The following is a 17,184-nucleotide window of genomic DNA, read 5'->3' as shown; positions in this document are numbered from 1 at the left end:
TCACGCCGCCGCATAGCCCAGATGCGTCGCCGCCGTGCCCGCCAGTGCGAGCAGTTTGTCGTCGTCGGCGGGTTCGTCGGGGACCACGTACAGATCGGCGATATCGGTCACCGGATCGCTGAATGGCGTCGGACAACGGTGCTGCGAGACGAGAAAGTCGCTGATCGGCGACGCATCGGCCACGTCGAGAAACGTGCCGATGCTTGCCGCCGTCGTGCGCGGGTCTTCGATCACCCGGCGATACGACACGTTGAGCGCGCGGTCCGCGGGAATCTCGGCGAAGAAGCCGATGATCTCGTTCACGTATTGCTCCCAGACGCGGATGCCGTCTTCGATCGAGCCGATCCAGTGCTTGCGCAGCAGCGAATTGGCGACGTGGCGCGGATCGCGGTGAATATGAATGAAGCGCGCCTGCGGCAGCAATTCGCGTATCAAGCGCAGACACGACCCCGAACGCGGCAGACGTTCGATCGAACCGGCGCGTCCCGACAGCACGGTCGGATCGGCATAGGACGGATGCTTGTCGCCCCAGATCGGTGCAGTCATGCCGAGTTCTTCGCGATAGAAACGCTCGACCCACGGCCCCAGCGTGCGGCGGCAGAAATGGCGAAAGTGCTCGCGCTGGGCCACGCCGAGCAGATCGGGCCGAGTGCCGCCCGCTTCGAGCGTGTTCTTGAGCAACGCGAAAATCCGGCATTCGTTGGTCAATTGAATGAGTGGATGAACGTTGAGGACGGAGCAGAGAAAGGTCGTGCCGGATCGCGGCGAACCGACGATGAAAAGCGGGGCAGAGTCCATATGTCCTCCTGAGCATTCATCGTTCACAGCATACGCACGACAGATGGCGAGAACCTGACGCGGGCGTGACCGTTCTGAGCGGCTGCGCGTGCCGTTGTATGTATCTGCTGCGAGCAAGCGGCATACCATTGCGCCGTTCGCCGCGCACAAGGCGGCACGGGCAAATTTCCGGTTGCCCCCGGCTGCGCCTTGGACTACAAATTTAAGGTTATGCCCCCGCTTAACGGAGAAGGAGAGTGCCGCCATGGGAATGCGCCCCGATCCCACTTTTCATGCCTCGCCGAAACTCGCGATGGACGCGCCAGCGGAGGAATACGCCTACACGGCGTTGCTGAGTCCCGATTTTTCGCAGCCCGATGCGCTTGCCGTGATCGACGTGAAGCCCGGTTCGCCGACGTATAGCCAGGTCGTTCATACGGTGCAGGTGCCGTACAAGGGCGACGAGTTTCATCATTTCGGCTGGAACGCGTGTTCGTCCGCGCTTTCGCCGTTGACCGGCCATGCGTTTCTCGAACGGCGCTATCTGATCGTGCCGGGCATGCGTTCTTCGCGTATCTATATCGTCGATACGAAGCCGCATCCGACCCAGGCGAAGATCCACAAGATCATCGAGCCCGAGGAAATCTTCCGCAAGACCGGCTATTCGCGTCCGCACACCGTGCATTGCGGACCGGAAGGCATTTACGTCAGCACGCTCGGCGGCGCGGGCAAGGACGGCACCGAAGGGCCGCCGGGGATTTTTATCATCGACTGTCAGACGTTCGAGGTGCTCGGCCGCTGGGAGATCGAACGCGGTGCGCAGGAAAAGCACTACGATTTCTGGTGGAATCTGCCGCGCGACTATATGGTGTCGAGCGAATGGGCATTGCCGCCGCAATTCGAAAACGGCATCGTGCCGGAAGATCTGCTCGCGAATAAGTACGGACACCGCGTGCACTTCTGGGATCTGCGCGCGCGGCGCAACGTGCAGACGCTCGATCTCGGCGCGCATCATCAGATGGCGCTCGAAGTGCGGCCCGCGCACGATCCGAGCCGCGAGTACGGCTTTGTCGGCGTCGTGGTCGATACGACCAATCTCGAAGGTTCGATCTGGACGTGGTGGCGCGAAGGCGGGACATTCCACATCGAGAAGACCGCGACGATTCCGCCCGAACCCGCGCCCGCCGACGAATTGCCGCCGCTGCTGCGAGGCTTCGGCGCGGTGCCGCCGCTCGTCACCGACATCGATCTGTCCATCGACGACAAATTCCTCTACGTTGCCTGCTGGGGAACCGGCGAGATGCGCCAATACGACGTGAGCGAACCGCGCAAGCCGAAGCTGACGGGCTCGGTGCGTATCGGCGGAATCGAGCGGCGCACACCGCATCCGAACGGCAGGACGTTCGCGGGCGGACCGCAAATGGTCGAGATCAGTCGCGACGGCCAACGCGTCTATTGGACCAATTCGCTCTATTCGACGTGGGACGACCAGTTCTATCCCGACGGCGTGCCCGGCGTGCAGGTGATGGCGCACGCGGCGCCGAACGGCGGCCTCACGCTGTCCGACGACTACTGGGTCACGTTTCCCGACGGCTACCGCGCGCATCAGATCCGGCTCGAAGGCGGCGACTGTTCGACCGATTCGTTCTGCTACCCGTCGGTGGGCGTTTGAGCGGCGTCGTTTCGCCGCAAACCGGCCTGTGGCTGGCCGTCCTCGCGAGTGGTGTGTATCACGGGCTCAATCCCGCGATGGGGTGGCCGCTCGCCGTGTCGAATGCGTTAATGGAGCGGCGCATCAAGGCACTGTGGAGCGCGCTTGCCTATCTCGCCGTGGGGCACGTCCTCGCGATTCTGCTGATGATGCTGCCATTCGCGATGCTGCTCGGCGTGCTCGCGTGGCAGCATGAAATACAGGTTGGCGCGAGTGTGCTCGTGATCGGCTTCGGCATCGTTTTGCTGATTCGGCGCCGTCATCCGCGCGTGCTCGCGAGAATTCCGCCGTCGCGTCTTGCGCTCTGGTCGTTCGCGGTGGCGCTCGCGCATGGCGCCGGGCTCATGCTCGTGCCGATCTACCTCGGTCTGTGCCGTGCCGACGATCCCGACGCTGCGCATCGGGCCGCGCGAACGCTGATTGCAACGAGTCTACGCATGGCGGTATCGGTCTCCGTCATTCACGCGGCCGCGATGATGATGGCCGGCGGATCGCTCGCATGGCTCGTCTATCGTTACCTCGGGCTCAGATTCGTTTCGCGCAGCTGGTTCAATCTCGATGCGCTGTGGGCGTCGAGCCTGATTCTGGTTGGCGCGTTGTCGCTGCTCCTGAATATGGGCATGGACGGCATGCCCGGCGTGTCCGGTGTGTCGGGCATCGGCGGCTGAATCGATTCGGGCTACAGATCGAAGCCCATCTGTTCGCGGCCCAGCAACGTCAGGTCCGCAGCCGTTGCACGTCCGACGAAATCGGCTTCGAAATGGTCTGCCGGAAAGTCGGGCGGACTCGTGCCGTCACAAAAGCTCGCCAGTTGCCGCTTCAGATAGGCATCGTTCTTCGCGCACGACGGCGCCGACGCGATGTACATCACGTTGCTATAGCCCTTGCCGCGATGCGCGTCCTCGACCGCGTGAATCACGTCGCTGTGCCAGAAGACCGTGTCGCCGGCCTGCATCAGCGGAATCGACGAAAGGGCCTGAAATAGCGGCGCGTGGTATTCGGGTTTGATCGACAGCGCGCGGCCCGGCATCGCGCCGCAGAGGTCGTCGTCGGCGACGTCGTCCTGCAACGCGCGCAGCAGGATATAAGCCATCGCGTTCGCGATCGGTACGAGCTGAAGCGTGCCGTCGCCGGGACCTTGCGGCGTGAGCGCGGTCCAACCCTGGAAGGTACGGAACATCGAGCACACCGCGGGCGACGGAATTTCCTCGACCTCGGTTCGCCAGGCGGCATCGAACGGATCGTAGGCGCGCCAGTTGCCCGAGAACACATGCCGGTACACCTTGCGGAAATTCGCCTCGATCCAGCGCTCGACCGAACCGCCGTCGCAATGCGCGGACAGTCCCAGCGATGCCGAGCCGGGCGGCCGGCGGCGCAGACGGTCCGCGTAAACGGGCACGCGCTCAGGGTCGAAATGCACGCGGCCTTCGCTTTCGCTGCGCCATAGGCGGTTCAGAAACACGCGCGCCTGCGTGAGCGCGGGAGACTGCCGCGCGAGTACCTGCGGCTTCGACCAGTACACGCCGTAAATCTGCGGCTTGCTCGAAGCGAGTTGGCCGAAGTACTTGTCTTCCGCGCGGTTGAGCAGCTTCGCATCGAGGTTGTTGCTCTCGACGTAGTGAGCGATATCTCGATCCCATTGCTCGACGAGTTCGCGCTTGAACACCTGGCGAATCACGCACGCGCCGCGCGCTTTGACGAGTGAGATCTGGTCGGCGCTCACGCGATTCGCCGCGATGTCCGCGAAGCGGATCTCGGGAATCACGGCTTCGCCGCGTTCGCGCAGCGCCGCGATCTGTTGCGCTTCGCGGGTCATCGCCGCTTCGACTTCGGCGAATACCTCGCGGTAATTGGGCAGCCTGTCGCGCAGTTCCCGTTTGGCTTTTCCGATGGCTGCCGGCAGGTCGTCAATCTGTAATGCCATGGCGTCGTCTCCTTTATCGATGGTGATGGCGATGTCGAAAGCGTACTGCGGCGCCGCTCATGCCAGTGATATGATCGGGCCAATCTTTTTGCGAATCCGGTCATGAAGGCAGCCTACGAGCACGTCGATTTCGGTGCGAGCTGTTCGGTGCGGGTGTACCACCGGCGTCTGCCGCGAATCCCGTTCGAATGGCACCATCACCCGGAGTACGAACTGACACTAACGATGAACAGTCGCGGCAAACGGTTCATCGGCGATTCGGTGGCCGTGTACGGCGACGACGATCTCGTGCTCGTGCCGCCGAATCTGCCGCATACGTGGGCGTCGAATCGTTCGATCGATGCAGCGGCGCCGCAGGTCGCAATCGTGATCTGGTTCGACGGCGCCTGGGTACGCCGTCTCGCCGACGTCTGTCCCGAGTACAACGGTTTGTGCAATCTGCTGCGGCGCGCGGCCTGCGGGCTCGCTTTTGAAAACGGCGCGGGAACGCGTTTGCGCGGCGAACTCGAGCGGCTGCTGTCGGCCGATCCGCGCGAACGTCTGAAGGCCGTGCTCGACGTGCTGGACTGGCTCGCGCAAACGCCGGGGGCGCCGCTCGCGTCGCCGGGTGCATTCGATGCGCATACGGGTGCGCCGTCCGGTTATCAGCCCGATCAGCTCAATCGCGTGCTGGCGCTGATCGACACGCAGTTCGCGCATCCGTTGCGGCTGGCGACGCTGGCAAAAGCATCGGGTCTCTCGGAGCGTTCGCTGACGCGCCACCTCACACAGCATCTCGGCGAGAGCGTGGGGCGCTATATCACGCGCGTGCGGATCGGTCATGCATGTCGGCTGCTGACCGGCACGGGCTTGCCGGTCTCGGTGATCGCGACACGCTCGGGATTTGCGAACGTCGCCAATTTCAACCGACAGTTCAAGACAGCGAAGGCACTGACACCGGCCGCATACCGGCAGCAATTCACGGGAACACGGCAGGCGGAAGACGAAACCGTGCCGCCGCTGACGGAGCGTTCGCCGTCGTTGAGTACAGGGCGACGGGAGGCAAGGCGTGGCCGATAGCAGACGGTATGGGCCGGCAGCGTAACTGCTGGCCCTATGAAGCGAGCTTGCCGCCCGCGTTCGTTTCAGGTAAATGATGCAAACCCGCATTGGCCATTACTGGCATGCCTTACCATCCCGTTCGAATGGATTCGACGACCGCCACTGCTGCACCGAATTTCGACGTTCACCTGCTCGACGTGCCACGTGCGCGCGCAGCCGGTATCGAAGTCTTCTGTCTTACGTTCGACTTTGACGCGACGCTCGACCACCCCTGTTTCGCCGTGCTTTCCGCCGACGAGCGCGCGAAAGCCGTGCGTTTCCAGCGCCACGAAGATACGCTGCGCCATGCGGCGACACGCGTCGTATTGCGCCGCCTGCTCGCCGAAAGAACCGGCGTGGCGGCTGCTGAATTGCGTTTCGAGCGGGATGCCGCGGGCCGGCCGCGACTCGTGCCGGCTCAGGAGCCGCAGCCCGACTTCAACGTATCGCATTCAGGCCGGCATGCCTTGATCGCGATTGCCGCGCGGGGCAGGGTCGGTGTCGACATCGAGGTCGCGCGCACGGACATGAACTGGCAGGCGCTGGTGCCCGCGGTATTCGCGCCCGGCGACGAGGCGTGCGTGGCGGCGTTGCCGGTGGAGCAGCGGGGCGATGCGTTCTTCAGCGTCTGGACCGCGAAGGAAGCGTTGTTGAAAGCGCTTGGCGTCGGCATCGGCGATGGCATGACGTGGTTTTCGGTGCTCGGCGACGCACGGCATGAGCCGCGTGTCGAGGTCAGCGATGCGAGCGCGCGTAGGGCAAGCCTGATTACCGGGCTCGATGCGGTTTGGCTTGCCGTGTCGCCAGGTTATTGCGGCTGTATCGCATGGTCGCGCGATGTCGCTGCACGTTCCGGGTGAACGCTCTGTGTGAGTACTCGGGGTAAGCGCGACGCGCATTGCATGAATAGCAACAGCACACTCGCGCGTTACGGCGCCAGCTCTTTACCGTCGCGCTGTGCATTGGCCGTGCTGAACAACTGCTTCAGCCTCGCGTTGACGGCAATCAGTTCCTGCACGGGCGCGGCCGCGAGTTGCTGATCGAAGAGCGTGAGCACCTGGCCGAGCAGGGCATAGGCATCGCTATCGACGGCACAGACGCCTGTTTCGAGTCCCGCCTGACGGCAACGCAAAATGACGCTTTCGGCGTCGCGAAACAGATCGGGCATCGCGGCGCCATAGCCGCGTTGATTGAGCAGCATCGTCATATAGATGGCTTGCGCCATGCTGCCGACGTGATACTGATTGCCGACGCCGCTGCGCAATGCTTCGAGCGTCATGTGATAGTCGAGCGAGATTTCGCCCGCTTTGGCCGGCACGATCGGCTGCAGCATCGCCTTCGAGCGCGACGGGGCCGATTTCGCGTGTGCTTCGTGAGGAGGGCTCGCTTTTCTGGCCATAAGCTCACTGACGCGGCCGGCTCGCGCCGGGCCGCGACATCATCTGGAACCTGATGAAGTGTCCATTGAAGCGGGACACGCTCACGCCGCGTGAAATGCGCTGCCGTTTCCGTTAGCTCATATGCAGACCGCCGTTCAGCGAGAAGTCGGCACCCGTCGCGAAGCCCGCGCTTTCCGAGGCGATCCACGCGACGATCGAGGCGATTTCTTCCGGTTCGCCGAGGCGCTTGACCGGAATGCTCTCGACGATCTTCGCGAGTACTTCGGGCTTGACCGCGCGCACCATGTCCGTGCCGATATAGCCGGGCGATACGGTGTTGACCGTCACGCCCTTGGTTGCGACTTCCTGCGCCAATGCCATCGAGAAGCCGTGAATGCCGGCTTTCGCGGTGGAATAGTTGGTTTGCCCGAACTGGCCTTTCTGGCCGTTGACCGACGAGATGTTGATGATGCGGCCCCAGCCTCGCTCGACCATGCTGTCGATGACCTGCTTGGTCACGTTGAACAGGCTCGTGAGATTGGTGTCGATCACCGTGTTCCAGTCTTCATGCGTCATCTTGCGGAATACGCCGTCGCGCGTAATACCCGCGTTATTGACGAGCACGTCGACTTCGCCGACTTCCTTCTTGACCTTTTCGAACGCTTTCGCGGTGGATTCCCAATCGGCGACGTTACCTTCCGATGCGACGAAGTTATAACCTAGCGCTTTCTGTTCTTCGAGCCATCGGGTCTTGCGTGCCGAATTCGGGCCGCAGCCCGCGATGACCGTGTAATTTTCCTTGTGCAGGCGCTGGCAGATTGCGGTACCGATACCGCCCATGCCGCCGGTTACGTAGGCAATACGATTTGCCATAAGTCCTCCTTCTTTCTGGGGTGGTGTGCAGCGAGTCGATTCGGAGGATGGGGATATTATTGGCAGCCGCCCGCAGGCCGGACGATGGGCATTTTTACCTACGGGTTAACTGCCAATCGCACGGCCGGAGCGCGGCTCGATCCTGTCATTAATGTGACATTGGCGGTGACACCGGCGGTGCCCTCAGCAGCCTCATCGGCATGGCTTTCAACTGTAATGAAACGGTGTCCGGACCGGGCGCAGGGGGATGCGCATCGCGGCACAAGGAAATCAGGCGTTGCTTAACTCGCTTTACATGCCAGCGCGCGCGCTGTAATTTCGTGCATCTGCTTCCTCACAAGGGCCTCGCAGGATGACTGACTACCTGACGGACATCAACCCGGTCGGGCTGAACTGGGTCGGGATATTCGGGCTGTTGATCGGTGGCCTCGCTCTTTTTCTTCTCGGTCTCGAGTTCATGACCGGCGGCCTGAAGGCGATCGCGGGATCGAGATTGCAGGCGTTGCTCGGCGTGCTGACCGCGAGCCGCTTTCGCGGTGTCGTGGCCGGTGCGGTCGTGACCGCCTTGCTCAATTCGTCGACGATCACGACCGTGCTGATGGTCGGCTTCGTTTCCGCCGGATTGATGACCCTGGCGCAGTCCGTGCCGATGATCATGGGCGCGAACATCGGCTCGACCATCACCGCGCAGATCATCGCATTCGATGTATCGCGGCTCACGCCGTTCATGCTCGCGGCCGGCTTCGTGCTGCATGCGTTCGGCAAGCGCGAACTGCTGCGCGAGATCGGCCGCGTGGTGCTCGGGCTCGGCCTGCTCTTCATGGGCATCCAGTTGATGGGCGAGGCGACGCATCCGCTGCGGACGTTTCAGCCGTTTATCGACGCGATGCAGGATATGCGCAACCCGATCGTCGGCATCGTGGTCGGCGCGGTCTTCACGGCGATCGTGCAAAGCTCGGCGGCGACGCTCGCGATCGTTATCGCGCTGAGCGGGCAAGGGCTGATGCCGCTCGAGGCCGCGATCACGCTGATTCTCGGCGCGAAGGTCGGTACTTGCGGCACCGCGTTGCTCGCGTCGATCGGCAAAACGCCCGAAGCGGTGCAGGTAGGCGTCGTGCATCTGGTGTTCAATCTGCTCGGCGTGGCGGTGGGGATTTTCGTGATTCCACAGATGGCGGAGCTGGTGCGCTACGTTTCGCCGTCGCATCCGGAGTTGCAGGGCGTCGCCCGGCTCGCGGCCGAAGCGCCGCGTCAGGTCGCGAACGCTCATACGATATTCAGCGTGGCGAGCACGCTGGTGCTGATCTGGTTTACCGGACCGATCGCGCGGCTTGCTCAACTGATCGTGCCGACACGCGCGCAGGCGGCCAAGCCGGCCGGTGACCCGCTCTATCTCGACGCGTCTTCGCTGACGGTGCCGTCGCTCGGATTGCAGCGCGTGCGCATCGAACTGACGCGGCTCGGCGGACAGGTGCTCGATATCGTGCGACGAGGCTCGCAGACGATTTCAACCGGAACGATCGAGGAGATCAATCTGCTGCTGGATCAGGACAAGGAAGCCGACCGGCTTGCTGCGGAGATTCTTCACTATATCGGCCAGCTCTCGCAGGTTCAGCATTCGGAAGACGAAGGTCAGCAGATGGTCGGCTTCACGCAGGTGGCGAGCAATCTCGAGAGCATTAGCGGCGTGGTCAGCACGACACTCATCACGATCGGCCAGCAAAGACTCACGCAGCAGATCGATCTCGTGCGCCTGCGCGACGAGGCGACCGCGCGCTTTAGCGACGCCGTGATTCGCAATCTCGAACAGGCGATTCGCACGATCGAGGAACCCGATGCCGAAGAAGGCGCGAAGGTGATCGGCGCGAAAAGCGAAATCGAACAATTGGCCACGACCGCGCGCCAGGTCGTACTCGCCAGGCTTCAACTCGCGGATAAGGCCGACGTGGTGACGTTCCGGCTCGCGATGGACCTGATCGAACAGGGCCGGCAGGTCGCACAGTTTGCGCGTGCCATTGTGAAGAACGTGGAAATGCTTCGTTGAGGTTGGCGTTGACGTTTGCGCTTGGAATAACAGTCAGGGTCCGCAGTTACCGTTAGCGATTGTCCGATGTGCGATGAATTGCCGGTAACCCCACAGAGATTCGCACCGCAGCAGCAGTAGACTGCCTGCGTGTCATCGTCATGACACGCTTTAATGGAGCGTTGTTTTCGCCCGCCTCCCCTGTGCGGGCTTTTTTCTTTTCATCGCTATTGCGGCATGCAAAGCGCGGCGCATCGGGTTCGATAGCCGCTCATGGCGCATAGCGGGCATGAAATGAACGGGCGTTCATGGTGCGCCCACGCGCCGTGGCTTGCACAATACGCAACGCTTGAGAGGATTTAACACACGTTGTGCCCGGAATTTGATAGCCTGTGTTGTAGCAGAGCATTGAACTCAAGGAGGGCTTCACCATGATGCGGTGGCTTGCTAACTGGGCTTCACAACATGCTCCTACTCCCGAGAAACAGGCCGAGCGTGCGTTGAACAACTTACGTATGGAGCTGTTTCAGGCCGAGCAGCTCGTGCTCGATGCACAATTGCGCGCCGATTATTACCGGGCTCGCCTGACCTTTCTCGAAGAAGTGACGAGAAAAGGTATTGAACAGGTGTCGGACGAACGCAAAGGTCCGCAGGAAACGACCCAGCCACTGAAGCCCGGGCTCAAGCTTACCGCGGCGCAATAGCCGGGTGAGATATCGGGCCGTTCTCAGTCGCGGCAGGTTGGGATACCCTCGTTCAGTACGCAGGGTAGGGGAGTGGCGCGACCGCTCAGAGGTTCTTGCGCGAGGCTTGATACATGGCTTCGTGCAGGCTTCATGAGCGGCCGCGTTTCATCTTGCCCGAGCCATCGTGTGCGCCGGGCAATCGCGCCCGATCGCGCCTGAATGACGGGCGTTTAACTTGCCAGATCGGCCGGCAGCTTGCCGCCGTTGGCCGCGAGCGCCTGCATGACCTGCTTGTGCAGCCAGATGTTCATGCTGGCCGAGTCGTTCATATCACCGCTGTACTTCAGTTCCTGAGCCAGCTGTTTGCGGTGTTCGAGGCTGCTGTCGATGCCGAGCGCTTTCATCGTGTCGACAATCGAGGTGCGCCAGTTCAGCGTTTGTCCGCTTTCGCTGACGAGCTGATCCATTACGGCGGCCACGTCGACGTCGGCGAGCGGTGCGGGGGTGTCAGGCGCGGCGGCTTGTGCGGCAGCCGGGTCCGGTGTCGGTTCCGCGGCGGGGGCAGGTTGGTCCGGCTTGGCCTTGCCGAACAGCTTATGCACGATGTCGCCAAAAATACTCATTTCCAGAATCTCCACAGTTGAATGACAAATGCGAGCGCGTGGCGCTCGCAGGACATGCCTTCGCTATGCTACGCGATCCGCGGAAATGAGGAGCGTGAATTTTTGTCAGCGATTGTTAGTGCCGGCTATCGGCAACGGCAATGAGCAGTGGTTGCTAGCACATCTCTGTGTATATTTATTCGGCATGCTCACGATCGAATTGCCAGATCGCGGGAAAGCCCATCAGCTCGCACATCTGCGAGAACGGATACATGCTGTTCTGTGCCTGCACGGTGCCCTTGAGTGCCTTGATCTGGCCGTAGACGTCCCGCAGTGCCTGCGCGGCGGCAAGAAATCCCGATGCCGGATAGATCGCAATCGAAAAGCCGAGCTTCTGCAATTCGGCGGGTGTCAGTTGCGGCGTGCGTCCGCCTTCGACGATATTGACGAGCAGCGGCGTATCGAACGTGCGCGCGATCGTCTCCAGTTCCTCGACGGTTTCCGGCGATTCGATGAACAGCACGTCGGCGCCGGCTTTCGCGAACGCTTCGCCGCGCCTCAATGCTTCGTCGAGTCCGAGCGAGGTGCGTGCGTCGGTGCGCGCGACGATCTGGAAGTTCGCGTCCTCGCGTGTTTCGGCTGCAACCTTGATCTTCTTCACCATGTCGTCGAGCGCAATCACCTTGCGGCCCGGCGTGTGTCCGCATTTCTTCGGAAACTCCTGGTCTTCGAGTTGAATGCCTGCGGCGCCGGCGCGTTCGTAGCCGCGTACCGTGTGCGCGACGTTGAGCAGACCGCCGTAACCGGTGTCGCCGTCGCAGATCAGCGGCGTGCCGGTTGCGCCGCAAAACGCGGTGACGCGATCGACCATGTCCGTGTAAGTGGCGAGACCCGCGTCGGGCACGCCGAGATAGGACGCGACGGTGCCGAAGCCCGTCATGTACAGGCAGTCGAAGTCCATCGAGTCCGCCATCTTCGCGGAGATCAGATCGAAGATGCCGGGCGCGGCGACGATTTCCGGTTGTGCAAGACGGCTCTTCAGTTGTTGACGTTTGCTCTGTGCGTTCATGCTGGTTCCGTTGATGACGATGAGTGTCCGTGATGTGTCGATTCAATGATCCGAGTCAATGACGTGACTCGGGGGCGACCGCTGCGCCGGCGAGCTCGGCATCGGTATCGAGGGTGGGCGGTGGCGCGATGTCTTCGAGCGAGCGCCGGTTCGTTTCGATACCGAAGAGCGCGAGCACCGCAGCCATGACGACGAGCACGCCGACGATGACCGAGAGCACGTCCTTGACGCCGCCCGTCGCATACAGGACGACCACGAGCTGCGGCGCGAGAATACCGGCGATGCGCCCCGCGCAACCGGCGATACCGTTCGCGCGCATGCGGTTCTCCGTGGCGAAAAGCTCGGGAATATACGTGGCAATACCGAGCGCGACCAGCAGATACGTGAGCGTGAAAAGCAGAAAGCCGAGCACGGTGGCCGTCGCGACGCTCGTCGAATGTCCATAGAGCCAGCCCACCAGCGCGGCGATCAGCGCCACGGCAATGAGCCCGTTTTTACGGCCGATTCTGTCGGCAACCAGCACGCCGAGGAAGGCGCCGGTGGGACCGCCGAGCGACATCAGCGTGGTATAGCCGAGCGACGAAGCCATGCCGAGCCCCTGTTTGATCAGGAATGTCGGCACCCAGACGATAAAGCCGTAGATCACCACATTCACGCCGATCTGCACGCAGATCGCGAGTAGCGTGCGGCGAATCTGCGCGGCTTTGAACAGGTCGAAAAGTGTTGTGGAACGTGGCGGCGCGCCGAGCGCTTCGAGCGATGGCGCGATGGGAGGCAGTGCCTCGCCTCGCGACGATTCCGCCTCCGCCGCGCGAAGAATCGCCTCGGCTTCCGCGTCGCGGCCTTGGGATTCGAGCCAGCGCGGTGACTCGGGCATCTTCTTGCGGATCACCCACACAACGAGCGCGCCCGCGCCGACGAGAGCAAACATCGCGCGCCAGCCGATCGTCGGAATGATCAGATAGCCGATGAACGTCGAGAAGAACAGCGCCGAGTTCGTAATCAGCGAGAGATACGCGGACCACTTGCCGCGCACGGCGGGGGGAATGAACTCGCCGACCGAACCATAACCGACGACGATCTCCGCACCGAGCCCGAGGCCCATGAAAAAGCGGCAGACGATCAGCCACATCATGTTCGGTGCGAGCGCGCCGGCGATCGAGGCAAGACCGAAGATCGCGAGATTGAATTGATAGGTGAACTTGCGGCCTTTTGCGTCGCCGAGCAAACCGGCGGTGAACGCACCCAATAGCATGCCGACGAAGGTCGACGAGAGAAATGCCGCATTCAGTTGCATCGTCGACCAGCCGCTTTTTGCCAGCGCACCGAGCACGCCGCCGGCCAGGTAGATATCGAACGAATCGAGAAACATGCCGCCGCCGATCAGCCAGAGAATGCGCCGATGAAAACCGGAGATGGGCAATCGGTCCAGTCTCGGACCCGCATTCACTGTGCTCGGCATTTCACGTCTCCTGCGTCGTTATTCGACGGCTATTCGTGTTGCGGCAACGGACTACGGCAAAGGGTGTTCCCGTTGATAACGGTCGAGCACCGCTTTTTCGGCGGCCAGAATATGACAGCGGGTGATCGCTTCGGCCCAGGCGGCATGGCGGTTCTCGAGTGCCTGAACGATTTCGACATGCTGGCGTGCGCTATTCGCTCGGTGTTCGTCGTCGTAAGAGTCGAACGTCCACTTGATGAGCGGCGTTTCCTTCATCGACGTCAACGATCGCTCGAGCCGCGAGTTGCCGGCGGCCGAGGTGATGATCGAATGGAATTCGCCGTTGGCGGCGAACCATGCTTCGGTCGTTTCGGGTGTGGACGTGCGCCGCGTGATGGCGGACATCTGTTCGGCGAGCGTGCCGAGCCGTTCGATTTCGGCGGCGCCGATTTTCAATGCGGCACGCCCGGCGAGGAACGGTTCGATCAGAAGACGCGCTTCGAATATTTCGCGCGCGTCCTGCAAGGACCACGCTTTGACCCGCACGCCATAGTTCGGGCGAATCTCGACCCAACCTTCGGCGCCGAGGCGGCGCAGTGCTTCGCGCACCGGCGTGCGGCTCACGCCAAGGCTTTTTGCCAGTTGTTCTTCGCGCAGGTATTGACCCGCGCCGTAGCGGTTTTCGGCGAGAGACTGTTTGATCGTGAGGTAGACGTCGTCCGGTGAGCGGGCCGGTGCGGCGTACGTTGTATGCAAAACACCGTCTTTCATGACCATGGTGAGGGAATTCACGAATCAGGCGGATACATTGTATGCAAAGTTGAGTGGTGGGCGCTTGGTGGTTTCCCTGGGCGCGTGGTGTGGCGTGTCGGCGGGGTTCGCGGCAGCCACGCTGATACTTCCGAAAAGCCGGTTGCAGTCGTTCGCCCTCGCTGTCACACGTTCATTCGCGCGACTGCTCCGCGTCAAACATGCATGCTCCTCATGCACGGACCATGTTGGGCTCTGCTGCTGAGGATGTATTTGTCTGCGCGATATCCCACACAACACACGTCATTTAGCTCACTGAAAACCCCACCGCCGTCGACCTTGCTTTTTCGTCTTTGCAAATTAACCTTCGGAAGGCTGGCCGTTCGGGATTGAATGAACTTATCAGGAGTGCGTTCCGGGCATCACCGAAGAGCCGCATCTCGTTACGTAAAGCAGGTCCGTCTCCGTTGAGCCGTTGTGGAAGAAACCACATGAAATCGAATTTCATGTACCTGCAGATCCCACTAACTTTCGTGAAAGGCCCTCTCCTCAGGGACTCCGACCATGCCCGACCGTGAAACAATCATCTCGGAGCTCACGACCCTCGGCCGTGGCAAGCTCGAGAACTTCAATATGGCCGATCCGGAACGGCTCGCGCACGCCAGTGCATTGCCGGTCGAAGGCTACTCGCCCGACACCGGCTACTGCCACGGCGTCTGCCTGGACTGGATCCGGCGTGTGCTGCAGAACGGGCGGCCGTGCTTCGGCGCCAACCCGCAGCGTAATGCCGAGGAAGGCTACGACTACTACACGCGGATGCAGGAGCAGGCCAAGCGGCAGGGGTATGCCTGGGCCAGCTTCAACGCGATCAGCGACCGCAATCTTGAAGCCAACAATGCGCTGATTGATCGCAACCAGGCCGACTACGATCAGGCTTACGACAAGTACCTCAGAGCGAAGAGGTTCCTGCAGGAAGTGAACTCGCAACTGGTTGACGACTACAACCGCAACCTGCAGCTCGGTGAGGCGCATGTCGTGGGGATCGACTACGGCGACAAGCTGAAGCGGATCTTTCCGCAACTGCAAAACACGCCCACGGAGCTCTCCGTGCGTCAGATCGGCGGACTTTATCCGAAGGTCGAGGATAAATACAGGTCACTGCAGGCGCCGGTAAGAGCAACTGCGCCGCGTCGCCAGGACATCGACCAGAACAGCTTCGCACTCTTCACGGGACATATGGACGCGAAATTCCCGAAGAAGAGGACGTTCGGCGGCATCGCGCTGCTGCAGTCGAGCCCGAAAACGCAGTACGCTTCGCTGTCAGCGGCGATCGACGCGGTGACGGCCCCGGCACCGACGGACTTCTCGAGCGGCCGTGCGATGATAGTCGGGTTCGGCATGCGGAAAGCCGGAGACAACTCCGGGCACGCCGCCGCTATCCATTGGCACCCGAGAGACGTGTTCGTCGTGCTGGAGCCGAACTATGGCATGTTTGTCTACGAGCGGCTCGCTGGCAATAAGTCGGTCAGCTCGGCGCTGGACTACCTGTTTGGCACGGTGTATCCGGCGGAGCCCGGTACGGAGGTAACGAATGGCGTCGAGTACGAGATCTACGAGAAGCGCGTCGATTGATCGGTCTATCTGTCATGCTCCGCTCGTGCCATGAAGTATAGATGGCAACTCGCTTGCCGTCGTCTGTAAAGGCATCTATTCAGTGCTGCGAGCCGGCGAGTGGGGCGGGGCGTCCATGCCAAGCGCTGCTTTGCCGGACCTGAGGCTGCGCTCGTATACCTCTCGCGCTACAGCACCGTGTCGCTATCTCCAGCCAGTGTCTTATCGTGTTCGATGAGCACGACGTGAGGCTTTGCTGGCGCGACGACAGTGCCAAAGGGCGCATGCGCTACAAGGCCATGACACTCGAAGCTGGCGTATTCATGCGCGGCTTCAGAGCGGGTGACTTCCATGGCCGAGTAGATCCTGCACCCCTTATTCAAGTCTTCGGATTGTACTCAAGATTTATAACATTACCTTTGGGCCCATATGTCAGAACGGTTCCTTCCCAGGCGCCGAAGTCCATTCCTTTGGGGTCGTAATGCTGAGCCGCAGTTGATGCTCGAACAGGTGAGCCGAGTGTCTGGGCTAGCCTCGAGCAAAATGTATTGCCGTCGCCGTAGCGGCCTTCGTGGCCAGGCGTGATGAAGGCCGTCCCGCAGGAGTAAAGATCAGTCCAATCGAGCCATTCAAAAAGCACTCTGAACTTGTGGATGGTATGCAGATTCAATCCCTCATTGCAGAACTGGATACCATAGCCTCCCTGACTGTTGCCTTGCATTGATTCCGTTCGCGTAGAGAATCCTGTCGCCAGAGGCAGCCCGGGCGTCTCATAGCCATGAGCCAGGATCTTCAACCATACATACTGCGAGTTATAAAATTTTGCCCTGCTGAGTATCCAGGCGATTGGCCAGCTGATAGGCGTGCTAGCGTCGACCTCGAGAACCTCATTACCCTTGGGCTTCGAGCCCTCTAACCGCACATCTCTGACTATGAGCATTTGCATCATGACAATCTCCTCAAAGTTAGATAAGCAGCTCCACGCTGGTGGAGTCGGGCTATTGCAGGTAATCCGGCGGTAGCTTGAGTGGAGGATAGACAGTCTGCACGATGGAAACGTGACATGTGCGGCCATTTGCCGTTCATGGCAAAGGTGGGTTCGGGAGGCTCGGTGGTGGGTGGGATTCGGCCTGAGCGGACGTTCGCTGTTCTGGTTGCCTGCGGCTGCAGCAGGTTGTTTTGCTGAGTTTTGTAACCCGGTGCCGATGAGTGTCGGCTATGTCGTGGATGAATGGGTTTTCCGACCCGTTGCCGCCGT

General features: G+C 61.4%; 16 protein-coding genes and 1 pseudogene. 8 read left to right on the top strand and 9 right to left on the bottom strand.

Features of this window, described 5'->3' with window-relative positions; translation table 11 throughout:
- Window positions 1–798, bottom strand: coding sequence for a sulfotransferase (locus tag F3J20_RS20320; protein WP_167284352.1), 798 nt, complete (start codon window positions 796–798; stop codon window positions 1–3).
- A 244-nt stretch (window positions 799–1,042) separates the two neighbouring features.
- Here F3J20_RS20320 and F3J20_RS20315 point away from each other — a divergent pair, with 244 nt between their 5' ends.
- Together F3J20_RS20315 and F3J20_RS20310 are read left to right on the top strand one after the other, a co-directional pair.
- Complete coding sequence (locus F3J20_RS20315; protein ID WP_167284351.1) at window positions 1,043–2,449, top strand: selenium-binding protein SBP56-related protein; 1,407 nt, start codon at window positions 1,043–1,045, stop codon at window positions 2,447–2,449.
- Window positions 2,446–3,156, top strand: a complete 711-nt coding sequence (locus F3J20_RS20310) for a hypothetical protein (protein ID WP_167284350.1) — start codon at window positions 2,446–2,448, stop codon at window positions 3,154–3,156. The genes F3J20_RS20315 and F3J20_RS20310 overlap by 4 nt, the downstream gene beginning before the upstream one ends.
- An 11-nt stretch (window positions 3,157–3,167) precedes the next feature.
- On the opposite strand, the gene F3J20_RS20305 is transcribed toward F3J20_RS20310, so the two are convergent.
- Entirely contained in the window at window positions 3,168–4,412 is a 1,245-nt protein-coding gene (locus tag F3J20_RS20305; RefSeq protein ID WP_167284349.1) for a DUF1479 domain-containing protein, read from the bottom strand.
- Between the two features lie 102 nt (window positions 4,413–4,514).
- Here F3J20_RS20305 and F3J20_RS20300 point away from each other — a divergent pair, with 102 nt between their 5' ends.
- Window positions 4,515–5,471: an AraC family transcriptional regulator gene (locus tag F3J20_RS20300; protein WP_167284348.1), complete on the top strand. Its 957-nt coding sequence runs from the start codon at window positions 4,515–4,517 to the stop codon at window positions 5,469–5,471.
- A gap of 125 nt (window positions 5,472–5,596) precedes the next feature.
- Complete coding sequence (locus F3J20_RS20295) at window positions 5,597–6,352, top strand: 4'-phosphopantetheinyl transferase superfamily protein (RefSeq protein ID WP_167284347.1); 756 nt, start codon at window positions 5,597–5,599, stop codon at window positions 6,350–6,352.
- A 68-nt stretch (window positions 6,353–6,420) separates the two neighbouring features.
- On the opposite strand, the gene F3J20_RS20290 is transcribed toward F3J20_RS20295, so the two are convergent.
- Window positions 6,421–6,825, bottom strand: a complete 405-nt coding sequence (locus tag F3J20_RS20290; protein WP_167039503.1) for a Fis family transcriptional regulator — start codon at window positions 6,823–6,825, stop codon at window positions 6,421–6,423.
- Between the two features lie 178 nt (window positions 6,826–7,003).
- Window positions 7,004–7,744 (bottom strand): 3-ketoacyl-ACP reductase, encoded by a 741-nt coding sequence (locus F3J20_RS20285; RefSeq protein ID WP_167039505.1) that lies wholly within the window; start codon window positions 7,742–7,744, stop codon window positions 7,004–7,006.
- A 352-nt stretch (window positions 7,745–8,096) separates the two neighbouring features.
- On the opposite strand from F3J20_RS20285, the gene F3J20_RS20280 reads away from it, so the two are divergent.
- Together F3J20_RS20280 and F3J20_RS20275 are read left to right on the top strand one after the other, a co-directional pair.
- A complete protein-coding gene (locus F3J20_RS20280) occupies window positions 8,097–9,788 on the top strand; it encodes a Na/Pi cotransporter family protein (RefSeq protein ID WP_167039507.1) in 1,692 nt (563 codons plus the stop codon).
- A 410-nt stretch (window positions 9,789–10,198) separates the two neighbouring features.
- Window positions 10,199–10,471, top strand: coding sequence for a hypothetical protein (locus tag F3J20_RS20275; RefSeq protein ID WP_167039508.1), 273 nt, complete (start codon window positions 10,199–10,201; stop codon window positions 10,469–10,471).
- Between the two features lie 212 nt (window positions 10,472–10,683).
- Here F3J20_RS20275 and F3J20_RS20270 read toward each other — a convergent pair whose 3' ends face one another.
- The 4 genes from F3J20_RS20270 to F3J20_RS20255 form a co-directional block, all read right to left on the bottom strand.
- Entirely contained in the window at window positions 10,684–11,076 is a 393-nt protein-coding gene (locus F3J20_RS20270; protein ID WP_167284346.1) for a DUF3597 domain-containing protein, read from the bottom strand.
- A gap of 175 nt (window positions 11,077–11,251) precedes the next feature.
- Complete coding sequence (locus F3J20_RS20265) at window positions 11,252–12,124, bottom strand: isocitrate lyase/PEP mutase family protein (protein ID WP_167039512.1); 873 nt, start codon at window positions 12,122–12,124, stop codon at window positions 11,252–11,254.
- A 55-nt stretch (window positions 12,125–12,179) separates the two neighbouring features.
- Window positions 12,180–13,586 (bottom strand): MFS transporter, encoded by a 1,407-nt coding sequence (locus F3J20_RS20260; protein ID WP_167284345.1) that lies wholly within the window; start codon window positions 13,584–13,586, stop codon window positions 12,180–12,182.
- 51 nt (window positions 13,587–13,637) lie between these two features.
- On the bottom strand, window positions 13,638–14,342 hold the full coding sequence (locus F3J20_RS20255) for a GntR family transcriptional regulator (RefSeq protein ID WP_167284365.1): 705 nt from the start codon (window positions 14,340–14,342) through the stop codon (window positions 13,638–13,640).
- Window positions 14,343–14,879: 537 nt separating this feature from the next.
- On the opposite strand from F3J20_RS20255, the gene F3J20_RS20250 reads away from it, so the two are divergent.
- Together F3J20_RS20250 and F3J20_RS32185 are read left to right on the top strand one after the other, a co-directional pair.
- Window positions 14,880–15,947: a hypothetical protein gene (locus F3J20_RS20250; protein WP_167039516.1), complete on the top strand. Its 1,068-nt coding sequence runs from the start codon at window positions 14,880–14,882 to the stop codon at window positions 15,945–15,947.
- Window positions 15,948–16,058: 111 nt separating this feature from the next.
- A pseudogene (locus F3J20_RS32185) lies at window positions 16,059–16,234 on the top strand (transposase); the annotation flags it as partial.
- A 71-nt stretch (window positions 16,235–16,305) separates the two neighbouring features.
- On the opposite strand, the gene F3J20_RS20240 reads toward F3J20_RS32185, so the two are convergent.
- Window positions 16,306–16,875, bottom strand: coding sequence for a hypothetical protein (locus tag F3J20_RS20240; protein ID WP_167039520.1), 570 nt, complete (start codon window positions 16,873–16,875; stop codon window positions 16,306–16,308).
- Window positions 16,876–17,184 lie beyond the last annotated feature (309 nt).

Source organism: Paraburkholderia sp. Cy-641, assembly GCF_011752945.1.
Taxonomy (GTDB): domain Bacteria; phylum Pseudomonadota; class Gammaproteobacteria; order Burkholderiales; family Burkholderiaceae; genus Paraburkholderia.
The sequence above is the reverse complement of the archived record's forward strand: the minus strand, read 5'-3'. Positions and strand labels throughout refer to the sequence as shown.